General features: G+C 64.5%; 20 protein-coding genes. 3 read left to right on the forward strand and 17 right to left on the reverse strand.

The window, feature by feature from the left end:
- The first annotated feature begins 135 nt into the window (after positions 1 to 135).
- Together ACZ1JV_RS23140 and ACZ1JV_RS23145 are read left to right on the forward strand one after the other, a co-directional pair.
- Positions 136 to 519, forward strand: coding sequence for a hypothetical protein (locus tag ACZ1JV_RS23140; protein ID WP_465150688.1), 384 nt, complete (start codon positions 136 to 138; stop codon positions 517 to 519).
- Positions 520 to 521: 2 nt separating this feature from the next.
- Entirely contained in the window at positions 522 to 1,340 is an 819-nt protein-coding gene (locus ACZ1JV_RS23145; protein ID WP_465150689.1) for a ferredoxin--NADP reductase, read from the forward strand.
- A gap of 224 nt (positions 1,341 to 1,564) precedes the next feature.
- Here the strand turns inward: ACZ1JV_RS23145 and ACZ1JV_RS23150 are convergent, their stop codons facing one another.
- The 4 genes from ACZ1JV_RS23150 to ACZ1JV_RS23165 are packed head-to-tail and all read right to left on the reverse strand — an operon-like array spanning position 1,565 to position 6,352.
- Positions 1,565 to 4,288 (reverse strand): xanthine dehydrogenase family protein molybdopterin-binding subunit, encoded by a 2,724-nt coding sequence (locus ACZ1JV_RS23150; protein WP_465150690.1) that lies wholly within the window; start codon positions 4,286 to 4,288, stop codon positions 1,565 to 1,567.
- On the reverse strand, positions 4,285 to 4,776 hold the full coding sequence (locus ACZ1JV_RS23155; RefSeq protein WP_465150691.1) for a (2Fe-2S)-binding protein: 492 nt from the start codon (positions 4,774 to 4,776) through the stop codon (positions 4,285 to 4,287). Before ACZ1JV_RS23155 ends, ACZ1JV_RS23150 begins: the two co-directional genes overlap by 4 nt.
- Positions 4,773 to 5,642: an FAD binding domain-containing protein gene (locus tag ACZ1JV_RS23160; RefSeq protein ID WP_465150692.1), complete on the reverse strand. Its 870-nt coding sequence runs from the start codon at positions 5,640 to 5,642 to the stop codon at positions 4,773 to 4,775. Before ACZ1JV_RS23160 ends, ACZ1JV_RS23155 begins: the two co-directional genes overlap by 4 nt.
- Positions 5,639 to 6,352, reverse strand: coding sequence for a CoxG family protein (locus ACZ1JV_RS23165; RefSeq protein ID WP_465150693.1), 714 nt, complete (start codon positions 6,350 to 6,352; stop codon positions 5,639 to 5,641). Before ACZ1JV_RS23165 ends, ACZ1JV_RS23160 begins: the two co-directional genes overlap by 4 nt.
- 195 nt (positions 6,353 to 6,547) lie before the next feature.
- Between ACZ1JV_RS23165 and ACZ1JV_RS23170 the strand changes: the two genes are divergently transcribed.
- Positions 6,548 to 7,339, forward strand: coding sequence for an SDR family oxidoreductase (locus ACZ1JV_RS23170; protein WP_465150694.1), 792 nt, complete (start codon positions 6,548 to 6,550; stop codon positions 7,337 to 7,339).
- Between the two features lie 142 nt (positions 7,340 to 7,481).
- On the opposite strand, the gene ACZ1JV_RS23175 is transcribed toward ACZ1JV_RS23170, so the two are convergent.
- From ACZ1JV_RS23175 to ACZ1JV_RS23235, 13 genes are all read right to left on the reverse strand, one after another.
- Positions 7,482 to 7,850, reverse strand: coding sequence for an EthD domain-containing protein (locus tag ACZ1JV_RS23175; RefSeq protein ID WP_465150695.1), 369 nt, complete (start codon positions 7,848 to 7,850; stop codon positions 7,482 to 7,484).
- Between the two features lie 72 nt (positions 7,851 to 7,922).
- Positions 7,923 to 8,648: a hypothetical protein gene (locus ACZ1JV_RS23180; protein WP_465150696.1), complete on the reverse strand. Its 726-nt coding sequence runs from the start codon at positions 8,646 to 8,648 to the stop codon at positions 7,923 to 7,925.
- Positions 8,649 to 8,666: 18 nt separating this feature from the next.
- A complete protein-coding gene (locus ACZ1JV_RS23185; RefSeq protein ID WP_465150697.1) occupies positions 8,667 to 9,884 on the reverse strand; it encodes a toxic anion resistance protein in 1,218 nt (405 codons plus the stop codon).
- 93 nt (positions 9,885 to 9,977) lie between these two features.
- A complete protein-coding gene (gene fdhD, locus ACZ1JV_RS23190; RefSeq protein WP_465150698.1) occupies positions 9,978 to 10,814 on the reverse strand; it encodes a formate dehydrogenase accessory sulfurtransferase FdhD in 837 nt (278 codons plus the stop codon).
- Between the two features lie 35 nt (positions 10,815 to 10,849).
- Positions 10,850 to 11,746, reverse strand: a complete 897-nt coding sequence (locus ACZ1JV_RS23195; RefSeq protein WP_465150699.1) for a formate/nitrite transporter family protein — start codon at positions 11,744 to 11,746, stop codon at positions 10,850 to 10,852.
- A 162-nt stretch (positions 11,747 to 11,908) separates the two neighbouring features.
- Entirely contained in the window at positions 11,909 to 12,898 is a 990-nt protein-coding gene (locus tag ACZ1JV_RS23200; RefSeq protein WP_465150700.1) for an aldo/keto reductase, read from the reverse strand.
- Positions 12,898 to 13,854, reverse strand: a complete 957-nt coding sequence (locus ACZ1JV_RS23205; RefSeq protein WP_465150701.1) for a Gfo/Idh/MocA family oxidoreductase — start codon at positions 13,852 to 13,854, stop codon at positions 12,898 to 12,900. Before ACZ1JV_RS23205 ends, ACZ1JV_RS23200 begins: the two co-directional genes overlap by 1 nt.
- Positions 13,855 to 13,923: 69 nt before the next feature.
- A complete protein-coding gene (locus ACZ1JV_RS23210) occupies positions 13,924 to 14,823 on the reverse strand; it encodes a class III extradiol dioxygenase subunit beta (protein ID WP_465150702.1) in 900 nt (299 codons plus the stop codon).
- A gap of 1 nt (position 14,824) precedes the next feature.
- A complete protein-coding gene (ligA, locus tag ACZ1JV_RS23215) occupies positions 14,825 to 15,235 on the reverse strand; it encodes a protocatechuate 4,5-dioxygenase subunit alpha (RefSeq protein WP_465152632.1) in 411 nt (136 codons plus the stop codon).
- A 38-nt stretch (positions 15,236 to 15,273) separates the two neighbouring features.
- Positions 15,274 to 16,299: an amidohydrolase family protein gene (locus tag ACZ1JV_RS23220; protein ID WP_465150703.1), complete on the reverse strand. Its 1,026-nt coding sequence runs from the start codon at positions 16,297 to 16,299 to the stop codon at positions 15,274 to 15,276.
- Between the two features lie 2 nt (positions 16,300 to 16,301).
- Positions 16,302 to 17,165, reverse strand: a complete 864-nt coding sequence (locus ACZ1JV_RS23225; protein ID WP_465150704.1) for an NAD(P)-dependent oxidoreductase — start codon at positions 17,163 to 17,165, stop codon at positions 16,302 to 16,304.
- Between the two features lie 129 nt (positions 17,166 to 17,294).
- On the reverse strand, positions 17,295 to 17,813 hold the full coding sequence (locus ACZ1JV_RS23230; protein WP_465150705.1) for a type II toxin-antitoxin system VapC family toxin: 519 nt from the start codon (positions 17,811 to 17,813) through the stop codon (positions 17,295 to 17,297).
- Positions 17,810 to 18,556: a hypothetical protein gene (locus ACZ1JV_RS23235; protein ID WP_465150706.1), complete on the reverse strand. Its 747-nt coding sequence runs from the start codon at positions 18,554 to 18,556 to the stop codon at positions 17,810 to 17,812. Before ACZ1JV_RS23235 ends, ACZ1JV_RS23230 begins: the two co-directional genes overlap by 4 nt.
- Between the last annotated feature and the right edge of the window lie 100 nt (positions 18,557 to 18,656).

Below are 18,656 nucleotides of genomic sequence, written 5' to 3' on the forward strand. Positions count from 1 at the left end.
GAAATCCGATTCACCTATCCGAAACACTGCCAGCCCCGCCCCCGAAACCCCAACTTGCCGGCCTGTTAGAAATCCTCGCTCCATTATTGCAACTCGTTATCATTAGCTATAACGAGGTCAGCCAAGGAGTGAGCCATGCCTGCATTTGCCGGACAGCCGGCGCCAAACCCACGCAATTCCGGGCGTCTCGCGCTCGCGACGGCGCGCGGGCGCGTCATCTCTGGCAGTACAGGCGATGCAATCCGCGCTTTCCCTAAGGTTCGGCGCGGGCCGCGCACTCCGGAGGCCGGCCATTTTCGCCTTGCCATGCCGCCAATGACAGGTCATTCGCGCGAACGGTTTCGACTCACGCCGATGGATGGGCGCATCATTGGCGAGGACGAGGCGATCCTGTTCGGCCTGCGGACCACACGGTCCACGCGGCGACTTCACACCCTGCAATGCAGGGTCAGCCGCCCCAAGAAGACCGCCGCCGACAGTATTTCCCGGACACAGCATTTTTTCCGAAGGATTCGATAGTAATGAGCGATAGCGCCGCCGATACGGCGACCCTGACCCCCACCGGCGCACTGACGGTTGAGGAAGTGCTGTCGGTCCATCACTGGAACGACCACCTCTTCAGCTTCAAGATCACCCGCCCCTCGACCTTCCGCTTCCGTTCGGGCGAGTTCATCATGATCGGCCTGCCGGGCGACAACGGCAAGCCGCTGCTGCGCGCCTATTCGATCGCCAGCCCGGCTTATGCCGAGGAACTGGAATTCCTGTCGATCAAGGTGCAGGACGGTCCGCTGACCTCGCGCCTGCAGAAGATCCAGCCGGGTGACCAGATCTACCTCGGCCGCAAGCCGGTGGGCACGCTCGTCGCCGACGCGCTGCGCCCGGGCAAGCGCCTGTTCCTGTTCTCGACCGGCACCGGCCTTGCGCCGTTCCTCAGCCTGGCCCGCGATCCGGACATCTATGAGCGTTTCGAGCAGATCCTGCTGGTCCACTCGGTCCGCCGCGTCAGCGATCTGGCCTTCCGCACCGAACTGGAAAGCCAGCTGGCCGACGATCCGCTGATCGCCGACGAAGCGCTGCTGCAGTTCCACTATCTGCCTACCGTCACGCGTGAGGACTTCCACACGCAGGGCCGCATCGGCAACCTGATCGACGATGGCCGCCTGTTCATCCCGCAGTTGCGCGGCCCGGCCAAGCTCGATCCCGAGACCGACCGCATCATGCTCTGCGGTTCGATGGCGATGATCCGCGAGTTCGAACACAGCCTGGAAGCCATGGGCTTCGAGGAAGGGTCGAACAACAAGCCGGGCGACTTCGTGATCGAACGCGCGTTCGTCGACTGATCGGATCGACCGATGGAATACGGAAAAAGGGGCGCAGCGATGCGCCCCTTTTCTTTTGTGCTCTCCGCGCCCCACATTCCACCCAAAACCCCCGTCGCCCCCGCGAAGGCGGGGGCCCCGCTTTCTTCTGCAACCTCTCGTTTTGCCGCAAGATCAGCGGGATCCCCGCCTTCGCGGGGATGACGGGATGGTTTGGTTGGCGCCGTCGGTGGAATGCGAAAGCGCTAAGCCCGCTCGCCGGTCACCTTGGCCGAGCCGAACATGCCCATCTTGCACTTGCCGGTGATGGTATCGCCGCCGATCTCCAGATCGTACTTCAGCGTGATCTTCATCGGCTTCTCGACCTTGAGATCGAAGCGCAGCCGCTTGCCCTCCACGGTGCCCCCGGCAAAATCCTGACGCCCCTCCGGCGCGGAGAGATAGCCGCTGAGCGCCGTGCCCTCGATATCGAAGTGCGCCACCATCGCCTGCGGGCCCATCGGCGTCTTCAGCACCATATTCCAGTCGCCCTCCGGTCCAGCTGAAGACGCGGCAGGCGCTTCCGCCACCGGCTCCGGTGCCGCTGCGACTGGCTCCGCAACCACCGGGTCAACCTTCACCGGCTCCGGCGCATGGACGCCCGAAACGTCGCGCTGTTCGATCACGTCGAGGATGCGCGCCGGCGTCAGCGGCAGCACCACGTCGCCCAGTTCGCCGAAGGGCGTGAGCGCGTCGGCAATGGCGTTCACCAAAGTCGGCGGGCCGATGATCGCCCCGCCCTCCCCCACGCCGCGCATGCCGCCGATGGTCTTGGACGGGGTGTTGGCATGGACGAATTCGAACATCGGCACATCGCTGATCGATGGCAGCATGTAGTCCTTGAACGTCGCCGCCTGCGGATTGCCGCGCGCGTCGTACGGCATCTCTTCCAGCAGGACCATGCCGATGGCCTGCGCCAGACCGCCGGAGATCTGCCCCTCAACCACGGCCGGATTGATCACCGTCCCGCAATCCTCCGAGGATATCCAGCGCAGGATCTTCACGAAGCCGGTCTCCGAATCCACTTCCACCACGGCCAGATGCGTGGCGCTGGTGAAGGTCATCGGCGGCGGCTGATAGCGGAACTGCATTTCCAGCCCGCTTTCGAAACCGGGCGGCAAGCGGTCCGGCTCGCCATAGGCAATCGCGGCGATCTCCGAGAGCGGGCGTGCCATTTCCGGCGCGCCTTCCACGCGCACCGTGCCATCGTCGATCACCACGCTTTCGATGCTGGCGTTGAGCAAGTGCGCGGCCAGCGTGCGCACTTTGTCCGCCAGCATTTCCGAACAGCGGATTGCCGCGCCGCCGGCGATCACCCCCTGCCGGCTGCCCGCCGCGCCGGGGCCGAAGCCGCCGCGCGTGGAATCGCCCTCGAACACGGTCACGTCCTCGTAACGGACGCCCAGACGGTCGGCGATGCACTGGGCCATCGTCGTCGCCGTGCCGTGGCCCTGCGAATGGGTGGAGAGCGTGGCGGTGACTTTGCCGGTCGGCTCGATCCGGACTTGCGCGAGTTCGCCCGTCATCGGCGCCATCGACCCGGCCGATCCGGTCGGCTCGACATAGGAAGCGATCCCGACGCCCAGATAGCGCCCTTCCGCCCGCGCCGCCGCCTGTTCGCGCCGAAATGCCGCGATATCGAAATGGTCGAGCAGCTTTTCGAGGCACTCGCCGGGGGTGATATCGTCCAGCGGGATGCCCATCGAGGTGACGGTGGGCTGGTCCGTCAGATAGACCAGATTACGCCGCCGGATCTCGATCGGATCGATACCCAGTTGCCGCGCCGCCCGGTCCAGCAGGATCTCGCGCGCCAGCGATTCCATCGCCCAGGGCCCGCGATAGGCCGCCAGCCCATTGGTATTGGTGTACCACCCGCGCGAAACGAAGGCATAGGCGGGCACGCGATAGGCCGCCCAGACGAACATATGCACGGCGATATTGCTGTCCGCGCCCTGCGGGAACGCGCCGTTGTTGCAGTCATAGATGCCGTGCGATCCGGTCAGCCGCCCTTCCGCGTCGAACCCGGCTTGCAAGGTCATTTCCGCCTCGCGCGCCTGATTGGAGGCGGTCAGCGCCTCGTACCGGTCCTCGATCCACTTGAGCGGCTTGCCCAGCAGCAGCGCGGCAACGATCACCGCGCTCTCTTCCTTCCACGGATGGTTTTTGAGGCCGAAAGCCCCGCCCACATCCTTGGCAATCACCCGGATCGCAGTATCGGGCAGACCAAGCGCCAGACTGACCCAGCGCGCCACCAGATGCGGGCTCTGGCAGGTGATCCAGAGCGTCAGTTCCTCCGGTCCATCGCGCGAGGCGAGCACGCCGCGCGTTTCCATCGGCGATTGCGAGATGCGCTGGTGGACGATCCGATGGCTGAGGCGCAGGGCCGATCCGGCGAGCGTGTCCTCCAACTCGTCCTCGATCTCCTCGTCCCCGATTTCGGCCGCGACATTGCTGTCCATGCCGGGATGGATCGGCCCGGCTGCCTTGGCCTGCGCGATGGTGACGACCGGGTCGAGTTCCTCGTACTCGATCTCGATCAGCGAGGCCGCGTCTTCCGCCTGCGCGCGGGTTTCGGCGGCGACCAGCACCACCGGCTCGCCTGCGTAGGACACGTGGCCGTCGGCCAGCGGCGTGTTGGCAATCTCGCCCTCGGTAAAGAAGAACGAGAGCATCTTGATCGGCCGCGCGGCCAGGTCCGCCATGGTCAGCACGGCATGGACCCCGGGCATCTCGCGCGCGATCGCAGTGTCTATCGAGACGATCCGCCCACGCGCGATCGGGCTGCGCGCGAAGGCAACATGCAGCATTCCGGGTAGCGTTACGTCGTCGACGAACTGGCCGCGTCCGGTCAGCAGGCGCGGGTCTTCCTTGCGGGGGACGCGCTTGCCGATCCAGCGGGTGGCGCCAAGGTTGGAACCGGGGGCGTTCATTCGGCCGCTCCACTACCAACGGAACCTTCGGCCAGTGCCTTGGCGGCGCGGCGGATACCCTGATAGCCGGTGCAACGGCAGATGTGGCCGCTCATCGCCGAAACCAGCGAGTCCTCGCTCGCCTTAGCCTCGCCTCCAGTGAGCGCGGCGAAAGTCATCAGCACGCCGGGGGTGCAGAACCCGCATTGCAGCCCGTGCGCCTCTCGCATGGCCTGCTGGACCGGATGGAACGTGCCATCCGGCGCAGCGAGGCCTTCCACCGTGGTGACCGTGCTGCCATCCGCCTGAACTGCCAGCATCAGGCAGGATCGCACCGCGCGCCCGTCCACCATGACCGTGCAGGCGCCGCAGACGCCGTGCTCGCAACCGAGGTGGACACCGGTGCACCCGGCATCGAGCCGCAGGTAATCGGCAAGGCTGGTGCGCGCCTCCACCACCGCGTCGCGGCGCTGGCCGTTGAGCGTCAATGCAAGGACGTGCTCGCTCATGCAGCCTCCCTCAATTGCAGTGCTTCGCGCAAGGTCCGCGCGAAAATGCGGCGGCCGACGGTGCGGCGATATTCGGCGCTGGCGTGGTGATCGTCGAACGGCGCTGTGTCTGCCACCGCAAGATCGGCCATGGCGCGCGGATCGAGGCCGGAGAGAGAAGCGCCGGTCAGAGCCGCCTCCACCTGCTGCATCCGCATCGGCGTCGGCCCCATGCCGAACCATGCGAGGCCGATACGGGTTATCGTGTCGCCCTCCACCACCGCCGCGCCGACCATGCCGACCAGCGCAAAGTCGCCCGGCCGCTGCGCCACTTCGCGGAACAGCACAACATGCCCGTCCGGCCAGTCGGGATAGATGATCCCGGTCAGCAGTTCGTCCGGCTCCAGCGCGGTCATGTAAGGGCCGATGTAGAATTCGCTGGCGGGCAAGGTGCGCGTCCCCCGCACTGAGGTCAGTTCCAGCATCGCGCCCAGTGCCATCGCCGTCGCGGGCATTTCCGCCGCCGGTTCGCCCAGCGCGATGGAGCCGCCCACAGTGCCCCGATTACGGGTCTGATGGTGACCGACATGGCCCAGCGCCGTGACCAGCGCCGGCAGATGCGCCGCCGGCACGGGATCGGCCAAGGCATCGGCCTGCCGCGTCATCGGGCCGACGCGCGTGCCGCCTTCCACGCGGGTGATGCCCTGCAAGGCCGCGATCCGGCTGATGTCGACAAGGATGAAGGGCTGGCTCATCCGCAAGTTCAGCAGCGGCATCAGTGTCTGCCCACCGGCGATCACCGTCGCACCGCCGCCCGCTTCGGAGAGGATACGGCAGGCCTCCGCTACGCTGGCGGGGCGCTCGTAATCGAAAGGCGCGGGCTTCATCGCCGGGCTCCCCTGCGGCCTGCCTCGAACGCGGCGGCCGCAGTGACGATCAGCAGCGCCAGCAGCACCAGCAATTCGGCCGGCATATGCCGCTGGCCCAGGATAAACCCGGAGAGCACGGCCAGCACCAGCGCCGCCACCCAGCCCCACAGGCCGCCTGGCGCCGATCCCGTCGAAACGGAAACAGGAACGGCACCGGCCGCAGGTCCCCCGACCGCTACGACCGGTGCCGTCGCCCCTTGTTCGGTCAAGGCGCTTGCTTTCCCCCCGGAAGCAACCACCTCACCGAACTTTGCGAAGAACTTGCCGGCCAGGTTCTTCGCAGTGGCATCGATGATCGGTCCGCCAAGCTGGGCCATGCGCCCGCCGACTTCCGCATCGACCTCGTAAGCGACCAGCGTCCCCCCGTCCGCTGCATCGCTCAACCTTACTTTCGCCCCGCCTTTCGCGGTTCCGGCAACACCTCCGTTGCCCGAACCGGTGATCGTGTAGCCATTCGGCGCGTCCAGATCGGACAGTTCCACCGCGCCCTTGAACCGCGCGCCGATGGGGCCGATCTTCACTTCCGCCGCCGCCACGAAGCGGTTGTCTCCATCACGGTCGAGCGACTGGCAGCCCGGAATGCACTGCGCGAGCACGGCGGGATCGTTCAGCGCCTCCCACACCCGCTGGCGCGGCGCCGCAACCCGCTGCTCGCCCGTCATCTGCATCCCGCGCTCTCCCCGCTCGGCCGTCTTATGTCTTCGGCCGCGGAGTGAACGCGATCTTGCCGCCCTGCGCAAGAGTTATGAGCATCGCTGTATCTTATTCCCCCGGGCGATGACTGTTACCCTCGCTGGCGGTCCACCGGCGCTGCCACTACGACTCCCCGCAAATCCCGCGAAAGGCGAGGCAGGAGGAGAGGCATGAGCGCAACCGTCATCATCACCGGCGCGGCCGGCGGCATGGGCATCCCCACGGCAAAGCGCTTCGCCGCGCAGGGCCGACCGCTGCTGCTCTGCGATGTCGGCGCCGAAAAGCTGGGGGCCTTTGCGGCAGAACTGCGCGCGGGCGGAGCGACCGTGACGACACTGGCGGGCGATATTTCCGCGCCCTCCTTCCCGCAGGACCTGATCGACGCGCTGGGCGACGCGGCGCTACATGCGCTGGTGCACACCGCCGGCCTGTCGCCGACGATGGCCGATCCGCTGCGCATTCTCGAAGTCAATTACTTCGCCACCGAACGCCTTGTCGCCGCGCTGCTGCCCCGTTTCGAAGAGGGCGGCTGCGCGGTGCTGATATCCTCGATGTCGGGCTATCTGCTCCGCGATCCGGTGATGGTGGAGGCGGTGCAGGACCTGCTGGCCGGCAAGGGCAGCGACGGCGTGGAGCGTTTCGCTACCGATCCGGGCATGGGCTATACCCTGTCCAAGCGCGCGGTGATCGGCCTCGTCGGGCGTGAAGCCGCAGCTTATGGCGCGCGGGGCCTGCGCATCTGCTCGATCGCGCCGGGCTTTATCGACACCCCGATGAGCCGCGCCGAGCAGCAGGAAAGCGAACAGATGCGCCAGATGATCACCATGACGCCCGCCGGTCGGCTTGGCGTGGGGGACGAGATCGCCTCGGTGGCGGAATTCCTGTGCTCGCCGGGGGCTTCGTATATCAGCGGGTGCGATATCAAGGTGGACGGCGGAATTCTGGGCCGGTTGGGGATTTGAGCCGGCGCAGTTCCTCCCCCACCGGGGGAGGGGGACCGCCCGCAGGGTGGTGGAGGGGGTAAGCGCAACGCTGCCGAAAGCCCCCTCCGTCAGCACTTCGTGCTGCCACTTCCCCCGGTGGGGGAGGATCTTTTAGCCAGCGTCAGGTTCCTAGGTCGCTCTCGCATTCCACGACCGTGGCAATCCGGAACGAGCCTCGATCGAACAAGTTCGCCTCGTCCGCCACGATCTCCTCGGGCATCAGGCTGGTGGTGATATAGCGCAAGGTGCCGCGAAAGGTCGCCTCGTCCTCGAACCAAAGTTCGGTGATGACGTCCGGCCCATCGGTGAAAGCGCCCGTCTCCGGATGGACCTGCGGCTCCAGATAGCGCCGCACATAACGCGAAAGGCCCTGCGAATAGCGCTCCGCCAAAGGCGCATGGCGCGTTTCGTAGTAGTCGCGGAACTGCTGCGGCGTCAGGTCTGGCCGGCGCTTCATGAACAGCAGAATCTTGAACACCGTACCCGCCATGCCTTCTCTCCCGGTTGGAGGGCAGCGGTAACACCCGCCCCCTGCCCGCCCCAACCGCTGGAGCGATGGCCGCTATTCGTCGCGGGAATCGATGTACTTGGCTTCCAGAAAGCGGCCGCGCGTGGCCAGCGCGTCAAGGTCGTTGCGCGAGAGATCCAGGCTCATCGCTTCGATCTGGCCGGCGATCACGTCCAGCCCTTCGACCAATTGCTGCGACGGGGTCGTGCCGCCTGCGTGGGGCTTGTTGCGCAGTTCGGCGGGGATGCGCGTGTAGCTGTCCACCAGCGAGGGCAGATGTTCGGACAGCAGCTTGCGCACTTCATGCGCGGCGGGGCCGTTTTCCTGAAGCGAGGCCAATTGCGGGGCGATCTGTTCGAGGCGGACGCCGATCATGTCCACCGCGTCCACGGCGGCGCTGGGCAGTGCGCGGCGGCGGTTTTCCAGCCAGATTTCGGTCGATCCCGCCAGTTCCGGCAGGGTCGCGTTGCCCAAATCGCCGGCATTGAGGCGCGGGCTCGAAGGGTAGATCGACAGGAAGCAGAACACCGCGAAAGCCAGCAGCGTGGTCAGCACCGTGGTCGCGAAGGAGAGCCCGCCAAGGATAAGCCCCGCGGTCAGCGCGACGATGAAGATGCCCGCCACCGCCAGAAACGCCCGCCGGATACGACGCCAGCGGAATGCCCAGCGTTCGCGGCGCGCGGTGTAGAGCCGCGCGGCCCGCTGGCGGCGGGCGGCGCGGATGATCTCCTGGTTAATGGCATTGCGCGTCGAAACCGCGCGCGAGGTGGGGTCTGGCATCGTGCTAATCTATCAGGCTCAGTCCAGCGCCTCCAGCAGCGCCTTGGCCGCCTTCGTATCGCCCAGCGCTGCGGCCCCTTCGGCCTGCCCTTGGGCGCGGGCGATATAGGCCTTGGACTTGGTGACTTCGCCTTCCAGCGACTGCACCGTCTGCTTCATCGAATCGAGCGCCTGCATCTTGAAGGTGTCGATCGAATCCATCGTGTCATAGATGTTCTGGAACGCGCGGCTGAGCGTTTCCAGCGGGATCGTGGAGTTCGCCGCCTGCTGATGGATGCGCGCGGTATTGTCCTTCAGCATCTGGCCGGTTCCGTCGATAATCTTCGCAGTCGTGGTGTTGAGCGCGGTGATCTGGTCCAGCACCAGCTTCTGGTTGGCCATCGCCTGCGCCACCGTCACCGCCGTGCGCAGCGCGCCGACCGTGGTGGTGGAGGCGCGATCGACGCCCTTGATCAGCTCGACATTGTTCTTCTTGACCAGATCGAGCGCGAGGTAGCCCTGCACCGAAACCGCCATCTGCGTCAGCAGGTCCTGCGTGCGCTGGCGCACGTAGAACAGCGCAGACTCCCGCACGGCCTTGGCCTTGGCTGGGTCCGTATGGTCAAGGTCGTTCGCCTTCTGCTCCAGCGTCTCGTCCAGCGCCTTCGACATGAAGATCATCTGTTCGAGCTTGCCCATCGCCGCCCAAAGGTTCTGGCGCTCCACATCGATGGCGGCGTTGTCCATCAGCAGTTCGTCCTTGCCGCCCTGCAGGCGGGCGAGGATCGCGCTGATGTGGCCCTGCGCGCTCGAGTAGCTGTCGAAGTAATTGCGCAGCTTGTTGCCCATCGGGATGATCCCGAAGATCTTGCGGCGCGACAGCAGATCGCCCTTGGTCGAGGGGTCGAGGTCTTCCACCGTGCGGCGCAGTTCGGCAAGGTCGGCACCGACGCCGGCATCCTTGTCCATCGCGCGCACCGGCCGGTCGAGGAAGCGATTGGACTGGCCCGACGCTTCCGAGATTTCCTTACGGCCCATATTGGTGATCTGATCGACGCGGCGGCCGAATTCGGGCGAATTCACGTCCTGCGTGACGAGATCCTCAACGAATTCGTCGACGCGCACTTGCAGCTTCGACTTCTGCTCATCGCCCACCGGCACAAGGCCAGCCGCCCGTTCGGGCTGGACCACCGGCACCGGATCGGGAGGCGTCAGCTTCAGCTCGCCCGCGGTCGCCTGATCGGTCGTAGTGGCCATGGAAGAAAATCCCCGTCCTTCAAGAAATGGTGTCGTCTCACACGAATCTAGGTTGGGCCGAAAAAACTACAAGCAAAACAGGAACGGCCCGCGTTACGGTTCGACGAGCGGCGTGGCATCTTCGTCGGAAGGCTGGGTATCGCCCACCACCAGCATGGCATCGTCGCGCGCGACGACGCAGAGCGAAAGCCCTGCCGCCTGCGCCCGCCGCACGGCCAGATCGGTGGGGGCGGAGATCGTCACCAGCAGCGGAATGCCCGCGCGCGCGGTTTTCTCGACCAGTTCGTAAGAACAGCGCGATGTCATGACGACGAAGCCTTGCGCCGGATCGATGCCGCTGCGCGCCAGCGCGCCCACCAGTTTGTCGAGCGCGTTGTGGCGGCCGACGTCCTCGCGCATCGCCACCAAGGCCCCCTCCTCGTCGCAGAACGCCGCAGCATGCGTGGCGCGGGTTTCGCGGCCCAGCCATTGCGCGGCATCCAGCGCATCGAGACCGCGCCGGATCGCCTCCGGGCTCGCCGCACTTTGGCGTGAGAGGGGTGGTAATGGGCGCAAGGCGGCTTCGACACCCTCGATCCCGCAGATGCCGCAGGAACTGTCCCCCGTACGCCGCCGCGCACGTTCGACGATCATCGAAAGGCGTCCGGGCGGGAGATTTACGCGAGCGACGTAGCCGGTTCCCCAATCGCCGTTTTCTACCGTGTGGACGGCGACTTCGCCGATCTCGCCCGCCGCCGCCAGCCCTTCGGCCATCAGGAAGCCGGTGACGAAATCCTCAATCTCAATGGGGGTGGCCATCATCACGGCATAGGCGATGCCGTTGGTCTCTATGGCGATGGGGGCTTCGACCGGGACGGCAAGGCGCTCGCCCGCCTCGTGCCCGGCGCGGTAGTGGCTGCGGGAAACGGGGATGAGTTCGGCACCGTTCATATGCCCGACGTAGCCCAGCCCGTTGCTCGGGTCATTCAGATTTCCGCCTTGATCTGCGCATAGGCCAGCAGCGCGAACAGTCCGGTGCCGCCCAGCACATTGCCCGCGAGCGTGGGTAGCAGATGCAAGGTGAAAGCCTCGATCATCGCCATTTCGCCGTGAAGCGCCAGCAGGAACATCTCGGTGGACCCCGCGACGACATGGGTGAAACCGCCCGCCGCGATCAGCCAGGTGAACAGCGCGACGACGAAGATCTCGAAGCCCTTCGAACTGGGCAGCATCCAGACGAAGGCGGCGATGAAGAAGCCGGCGGGAATGCCGTCCAGCATGGCCACCGTGCCGCTCGCCTCCGCCGCCTTGCTGGAGACGGCCAGCATTCCGGCCAGCGTGGGGTGCCCGGGGTCGACCAGAATGTCGATCAAGAGCGCGGTCAGGAACGTGCCGAAGAGATTGGCCGCGAGCACCACGCCCCAGAGCCGCGCGGTGCGCCACAGCCGCTCCCCATTCGGCCCGGCGAGCAGCGGCAGCACTGCCGTCAGCGTATTCTCGGTAAAGAGTTGCAGGCGTGAAAGCACCACCAGCACGAAGCCCATCGCATAGCCGAAGGCGGCAATCAGTTCGCGCTGCGGATGGGTTTCGAACGCATTGTGAAGCAGGCCCTGCGCGAAAATCGAGGTGGAAATGCCGATCCCGGCGGCAATGCCCGACCACCAGAGCGACATCGCCGGGCGGTGCAGTTCCTCCTCGCCCTCTCGCCGGATCACCGAGAACACGGTGCGGGCGGAAAGCCGCAGATTGTCCTTGATCTGCCCGCGTTCGTGGCGGGTCAGGCCGGCCTCGTCCCGCTCGATCTCGCGGTCGCTCTTGCGGCGATCGGGGTCGTCGTGGGCCAGTTCTTCAGCCGGCTCGGGGTCGGTTCGGGCATCTTCCATGCCCACAGAACCGACCCGGAGGGGGGATGTTCCGTGGCGCTTTATTACCCTGGATTGCTTCGTCGCTACGCTCCTCGCAATGACGAAGGGGGAGCGTAAGGCGCCCCTTGCTTCGTCATTGCGAGCGAAGCGAAGCAATCCAGAGCGATTAGATCGAACGCCTCAGACGTAGTCCTCGGTGTCAATGGTCGGCTTGATCATGTCCGGATAGCGATGACCGGCGATGGTCTGTTGGTTCATCAGTTCGCCCGCCTTCTCCAGAATGCCCGCGTCGATTTCCAGCGCGGTGGCCGCGTGGTTGTCGTCGAAGTGAGCAATCGAACGGGTGCCGGGGATTGCGTGGACATGCTCGGCCTGCGCGAGAACCCAGGCCAGCGCCAATTGAGCAGGCGTGACGCGGATCGACGAGGCGAGTGCGTTGAACTCCTCGATCAGTGCGAGGTTATGCGCCCAGTTCTCGCCGATGAAGCGCGGGAAATTGCGGCGCAGGTCCTTCTCGGTGAGCGTGTTCACATCGGTCAGTTCGCCGCCCAGCGCCCCGCGCGCGACCGGCGAGAAGGCGACGAGCGCGATCCCGAGTTCGCGCGTAGCGTCCAGTACGCCCAGTTCGACGTTGCGCGTCCAGAGCGAATATTCGGTCTGGACCGCCGCCACGGGGTGCACCGCGTGCGCCTCACGGATATGCGCGGTAGACCATTCGGACACGCCATAGGCGCCGATCTTGCCAGCCTCGATCGCGCGCACCATGGCGCCCACCGAGTCGGCAATCGGCACCTTCGGATCGAAGCGGTGCATGTAGAACAGATCGATGTGATCGGTGCCGAGCCGCTTCAGGCTGGCGTCAAGCGAAGCGGTGATGCTCTCCGGCGCGCAGTCGATGCCGCGGCGGGCGCCGTCGATCAGGATGCCGGTCTTGGAGGCCAGCAGGAACTCGCTGCGCCGGTCCATGATCGCTTCGCTGAGGATCTCTTCGCTGAGACCCATGCCGTAGATGTTGGCGGTGTCGAAGTGATCGCAGCCCGCATCCAAGGCATGGCGGAACAGCGCGACCGCCTCCTCGCGAGACGGCGGATTGCCGTAAGCCCAGGCCACATTCATGCAACCGAGACCGACGGAGTGGACCGGACGGCCCGCGAGGAAGCGTTTCGTCATCAGGACCAACCATCCTGTGCTTCGAGGCTCTCGGCCAGTTCACCGATCACGCGGTAGCAATCGAGCACCTTGCCGACCGACGAGTTAGGCTCACGCCCTTCGCGGATGGCAGCGACGAATTCGCGGTCCTGCAGCTCGATGCCGTTGTTCGACACGGTAACGCCGGTAAGGTCGATCGGCTCTTCACGGCCGTTCACCAGATCGTCGTAACGCGCGATGTAGGTCTCGCTATCGCCGATATAGCGGAAGAAGGTGCCGAGCGGACCGTTGTTGTTGAACGAGAGCGAGAGCGTGCAGATCGCGCCGGTCTCTGCCTTCAGCTGGATCGACATGTCCATGGCGATGCCGAGTTCCGGATGCTTCGGGCCCTGCAGCACGTTGGCGGCGACGATCTTGCCCGACTGATAGGCGAACAGGTCGATCGTGTGCGCGGCGTGATGCCACAGCAGGTGGTCCGTCCACGAGCGCGGCTGGCCCTTGGCGTTCATGTTCTTGCGGCGGAAGAAGTAGGTCTGCACGTCCATCTGCTGGACGTTGAACTCACCCGCGGTGATCTTGTTGTGCACGTACTGGTGCGAAGGATTGAAGCGGCGGGTGTGGCCGACCATGCAGACCAGGCCCGTTTCCTTCTGCTTCGCCACCACGGCTTCGGCATCGGCCCAGGTGTCCGACAGCGGAATCTCGACCTGAACGTGCTTGCCGGCGTTCATGCAGGCGATGGCCTGTTCGGCGTGCATCTGCGTGGGGGTGCAGAGGATCACGGCATCGACATCGGGCATGGCCAGCACTTCGGCCAGATCGGTGCCGGAGTGCGGCGCGCCATACTTGGCGGCGACTTCGGCAGCCTGCTCGGCTGAGCGGCTGATGACCGAGGCGATCTCTACGCCGTCGATGTTCTTGAGGCCGTCGAGGTGCTTTTCACCGAAAGCGCCGGCGCCGACGAGGGCAATACGCATGGGAATCTCCTTGGAAACTCTATCAAGGGAAGGAGCGTGCCGGCGTCAACCACCGGCACGCGGAATCGATCAGTCGACGAGGTGTTGCGAAGCCGCGCCTTCGACGGTGGCCGAGGGCGGCACATCGCCGTTCACCGGCTCCAGCACGATATGGCCGACCGCCGTGTTGCTGGCGGGCACGTGGTAAAAACGCAGTAGTTCGCGGGTTTCCTTGCCCAGCGCGCCGCGCATGATCAGCCACATGACCATCTCGATGCCTTCGCTGCCGGTTTCGCGCAGGTATTCGATATGCGGAATGCACCGCAGTTCCTGCGTGTCGCCCGAAAGCTTGTCGAGGAACATGTTGTCCCACTCGGCATTGATCAGGCCCGCGCGCGGGCCCTGAAGCTGGTGGCTCATGCCGCCGGTGCCCCAGACCTGCACGTTCAGGTCTTCGGGGAAGCTTTCGACGGCACGCGCGATCGCCTCGCCCAGCGCCCAGCAGCGGTTGCCCGACGGCGGCGGATAAGTGACGACGTTGACCGCGAGCGGGATCACCTTCACCGGCCACTTCGCAGGCTTGCCGAACACCATCGACAGCGGAACGGTAAGGCCGTGATCGACGTCCATCTCGTTGATGATGGTCATGTCGAACTCGTCGAGGATCAGGCTCTGGGCGATGTGCCAGGCAAGGTCCGGATGGCCTTCCACATCGGGCACCGCGCGCGGGCCCCAGCCCTCGTCCGCCGGCTTGTAGCTTTCACCGCAGCCGATCGCGAAAGTCGGGATGATCTTCATGTCGAAGGCCGAGGCGTGATCGTTGTAGACCAGGATCACGACGTCCGGCAGGTTCTCCGCTTCCCACTTCTGGGTGGGCGCGAAGCCTTCCTGGATCGGCTTCCAGTAGGGATCTTCCCACTTGTCGAAGTCGGACGCGACGCCCAGCGCCGGGATGTGGCTGCAGGCGATGCCGTGCGTAATGCGGGCCATCTTAGCGGTGCTCCTTGATCGACCGCTGGCCTTCGGGCGAGCGACCGCCGGCGATCATCATCGCCTGATAATCCTCCACCGACATGCCGGTCATCGTCGAGACGGCCTGAAGGAAGCTCAGGCCATCGGTCGAGAAGACCTTGGCGAGGAAGTAGATGTTGCCGCCCAGATCGAGCAGGCGGTTGTAGTCGCGGGCGAGAACGGCCAGCTTCTGGTCCTCGGTCATCGGCCATTCGTCGAGATAGGCACGCTCGTCCGCCTTCCAGCGCTCGCGGTTTTCGGCCTTCATCAGGCTCATCGCGAACTGGTTCAGGTGATAGCCCTGCCGTGCACGCTTCGCGGTGTAGACGCGCGTGCCCGGAATATCGTCGAACTCACCGAGATAGGCGTGGATGTCGATCGGACCGCCAATTTTCTGAAAGGGGCCGTTCTCGCAAGGATTTTTATCGGTCACAGGCCACGTTCCTTGAGCTTGGCGTCAAGGCGCGGGAAGACCTTGCGCACATTGCCTTCGAAGATCGCGTGGCGCTCCTCATCGGAGATGTCGAGCGCGTCGACATAGCGCTTGGTGTCGTCGAAGTAGAAGCCGGTCTGCGGGTCGATCCCGCGCACCGCGCCGACCATTTCGGAGCCGAACAGGATGTTCTTGTTGTCGATCACGTCGGCCAGCAGGTTGATGCCCGGCTGGTGATAGACGCAAGTGTCGAAGAACACGTTGTTCATGATGTATTCGTCAAGCGAAGGCTTCTTCAGCATGTCCGCCAGACCGCGATAGCGGCCCCAGTGATACGGCACCGCGCCGCCGCCATGCGGGATGATGAAGCGCAGCTTGGGGAACCGGGCGAAGAGGTCACCCTGCATCAGCTGCATGAAGGCCACGGTGTCCGCCGCGATATAGAAGCCGCCGGTGGCATGCATCGCCGGGTTGCACGAACCCGAGACGTGGATCATCGCCGGAACGTCCAGCTCGCACATCGCCTCGTAGATCGGGAACCAGTATTCGTCGGTCAGCGGCGGATGCTCGAAGTGGCCGCCGCCCGGATCGGGATTGAGGTTGCAGCCGATGAAGCCCAGTTCCTCGACGCAGCGGCGCAGTTCCTTCACCGAGGCGGAAAGGTCCGCCTTGGGGCTCTGCGGCAGCATGCACACGCCCACGAACGTCTCGGGGAACATGTGGACCACGCGGGCGATAAGATTGTTGCAGTGGACCGCCCATGCCTCTGACACCGCCTGATCGCCGACATGGTGCGCCATGGCGCTGGCGCGCGGGCTGAACACGGTAAGATCAGCGCCGCGCTCCTTGATGAGGCGAAGCTGGTTGTCCTCGATGGTCTGACGGATCTCGGCGTCCGAGATTTCCGGGTAGGGCGGCGCAGCTTCACCCGCCTTGAACGCAGCGATCTGGGCTTCGCGCCAGGCGTCATGCGCCTTGGGCAGGACGGTATAATGTCCGTGACAGTCGATGATGAGCGACATGCTCAATTCTCTCCCTTGAGTACGCCTGCCGCGACGGCTGCCGCAAGCTTGGCTTCGAATCCTTCGGGCGGCGGCACGATGCCCAGCGCGCCCAGCGCCTGCTGCCAGGCGACGGTGTTTTCGGTCATGAGCGGCGGAATGCCCAGCGAGCGCAGCATTTCCGCAGCCTCGTCCATCTCGGCGGCGCGGCGGCGGCCGTGGACCAACATACGGTCAAGATTGTAGTCCGCGCGCTCCGCCCAGGGAATGGTCTTCTCACTGGCGTCGAGCGAGGACAGCACCTCGTCCGCCACGCCTTCGGCATGGGCGGCCATCATCATCTCGGCCGTCAGCGCCTCAAGCCCCTTGACCATGACCGAGCGCACCAGCTTGATCGCTGAAGCCCGGCCCACCGCATCGCCGACGACACCCACATTGGTGAAGCCCACCGCCGTCAGCGCCGCTTCGGCCTCCGCGGCATCGGGGCCGGAAACCAGCAGCGGAACCTTCATCCGTGCGGGGTTCACGGGTGCGAGCACGGCCACATCGACGTAACGCCCCTTACCGGCGGCAATGGCCTTGGCGGCGGCCCGCTTGGTGCCCGGCGCGACCGAGTTCATATCGCAGAACAACGCACCCTCGCCGAGCAGCGGCGCGACGGCTTCCGCCACCAGCGGCGCGGCATCTGCGGTGACAAGCGAGAGCACCAGCGACGCGCCCGCAAGCGCTTCGGCGGCGCTGTCGCAAGCGGTGATGCCAAGTTCGGCCATGTCGTCACGACGCGCGGGAAGAATGTCGAAGGCACGAGCCTGCGCCGACCAGTCTCCAGCTCCCGCGAACGTCGATCCGGCTTCTCCGAACCCGATAAGGGCGATCGATCTATCCATTACGCCACCCTGCCCGCACGGCAGGGAATGGGCCAATCGGAAGCGGCTTTCAGCTATAAGCTTGGTGTAATTTGTCCTAACAGGGAAGCGGACTTTTCAAAGTTATCGGCCAGCTGCTTCGGTGAGATTTTACCGAGGCTTCAAGTCCAACCCCAATTGCGGATCTTGCGGCGGCAAACTTAGATCTGCGATGCCGCGCACAATTATTTTTTTGCCGACCAGACGACGTATATGGTCATCATCGGAAAGGATTTCGTCCGCACGCTCGACGAGCGCAATCGCGACGATCTGCTCGTCAAATTTGGCCTTGCGCTTGCTGATATCTACCGGACGCCCTTGGGCCTGACGGTCGCGAGCCAACGCAGCGCATTCTACCGCAGCAAGTGTATCAAACGGAGCAATCCGAACACTACGAAGCCCCGCAAGCTCGCCAAGCCAAGTCGACGCAGCCTCACCAGCATATACCAGCACTTCTGAAAGAGCTGGAGTTGGTACGATTAGCGTCGCCTTGGCCTGCTGAAGCTCTGCAATCAGATACTCTACTCGCGCCTGGCAATCACTGACCATTTTTCCATCCGCACCGATTGGAGCAGAAGCAGAATCATCGAATAGAAAGGCAAGAACGCTGGCATCAATCGCGACTCTCAATGCTTAACCTCCGAGCCGTAACGATCTTCCAGCAATTGCTTCGATGGATCATCAAGTTTTCGTAGTTCGCTTGGCACACTTCTCAGACGTGCGATCACATCCTGAAGGGGGGGATCTTGCAAAATCTCGAAACTAGTGACTTTAAATGACCGCAGATCCCATTCGCCATCAGCTTGCCGATACCAAGTGCCAGTACCGTGGAAACGTAGGGTCTCGCCAAAAAGATGATGCCTCAGCTCCAAGGCAAGCGCCTCGTTGGTCGTGAGGTTAAACTCCCGACTGCCATCACCAATTGCCACGTGCTTCGTCGCATCCTTTCCGCCAATCCGGTGGACGCGCCCATCAAGACTTCCTTCCTGTCGGAACGGGCCGAACGGAGCTGGTTGTGGCTTCCTTTTCCCCGGAAACGGGATCACCACTCCATCGGGACGGTCACCATCCGTTAGAGAGCCAAACGCATTATCCTTACGGAGCATTTCATCTAGAACATTGAAGGCTTTGGCTACATCAGGCGCGGGATCACCGGTCCGCAAGCCACTAATTCGCTCATGTACCTTGGGCTGAGCAGGACTATCGACATCCGCTCGTAGCGCAGTCGAAGCATCAAATACTTCGGTGAAGTGAACGCTTGCGGCCTCACCGAGAAGCTTGGCTAGGGCCGCCATATACTCGGCCAGCCGCTCCATAGGTATTGTCTCAGGCGTATAGCTATCGCTGATGTGGAAGACGTATTGGTCGGTCATTGATCTCACACCTTGCGGCGGTCCGAGTATAGAATAAGCATGAATCCGTCAATTATGCATGAACTCAACGGGAGCACGATACTCAACTCTCAGGCAGCCG

This window comes from Novosphingobium sp. BL-S-19 (assembly GCF_055521675.1).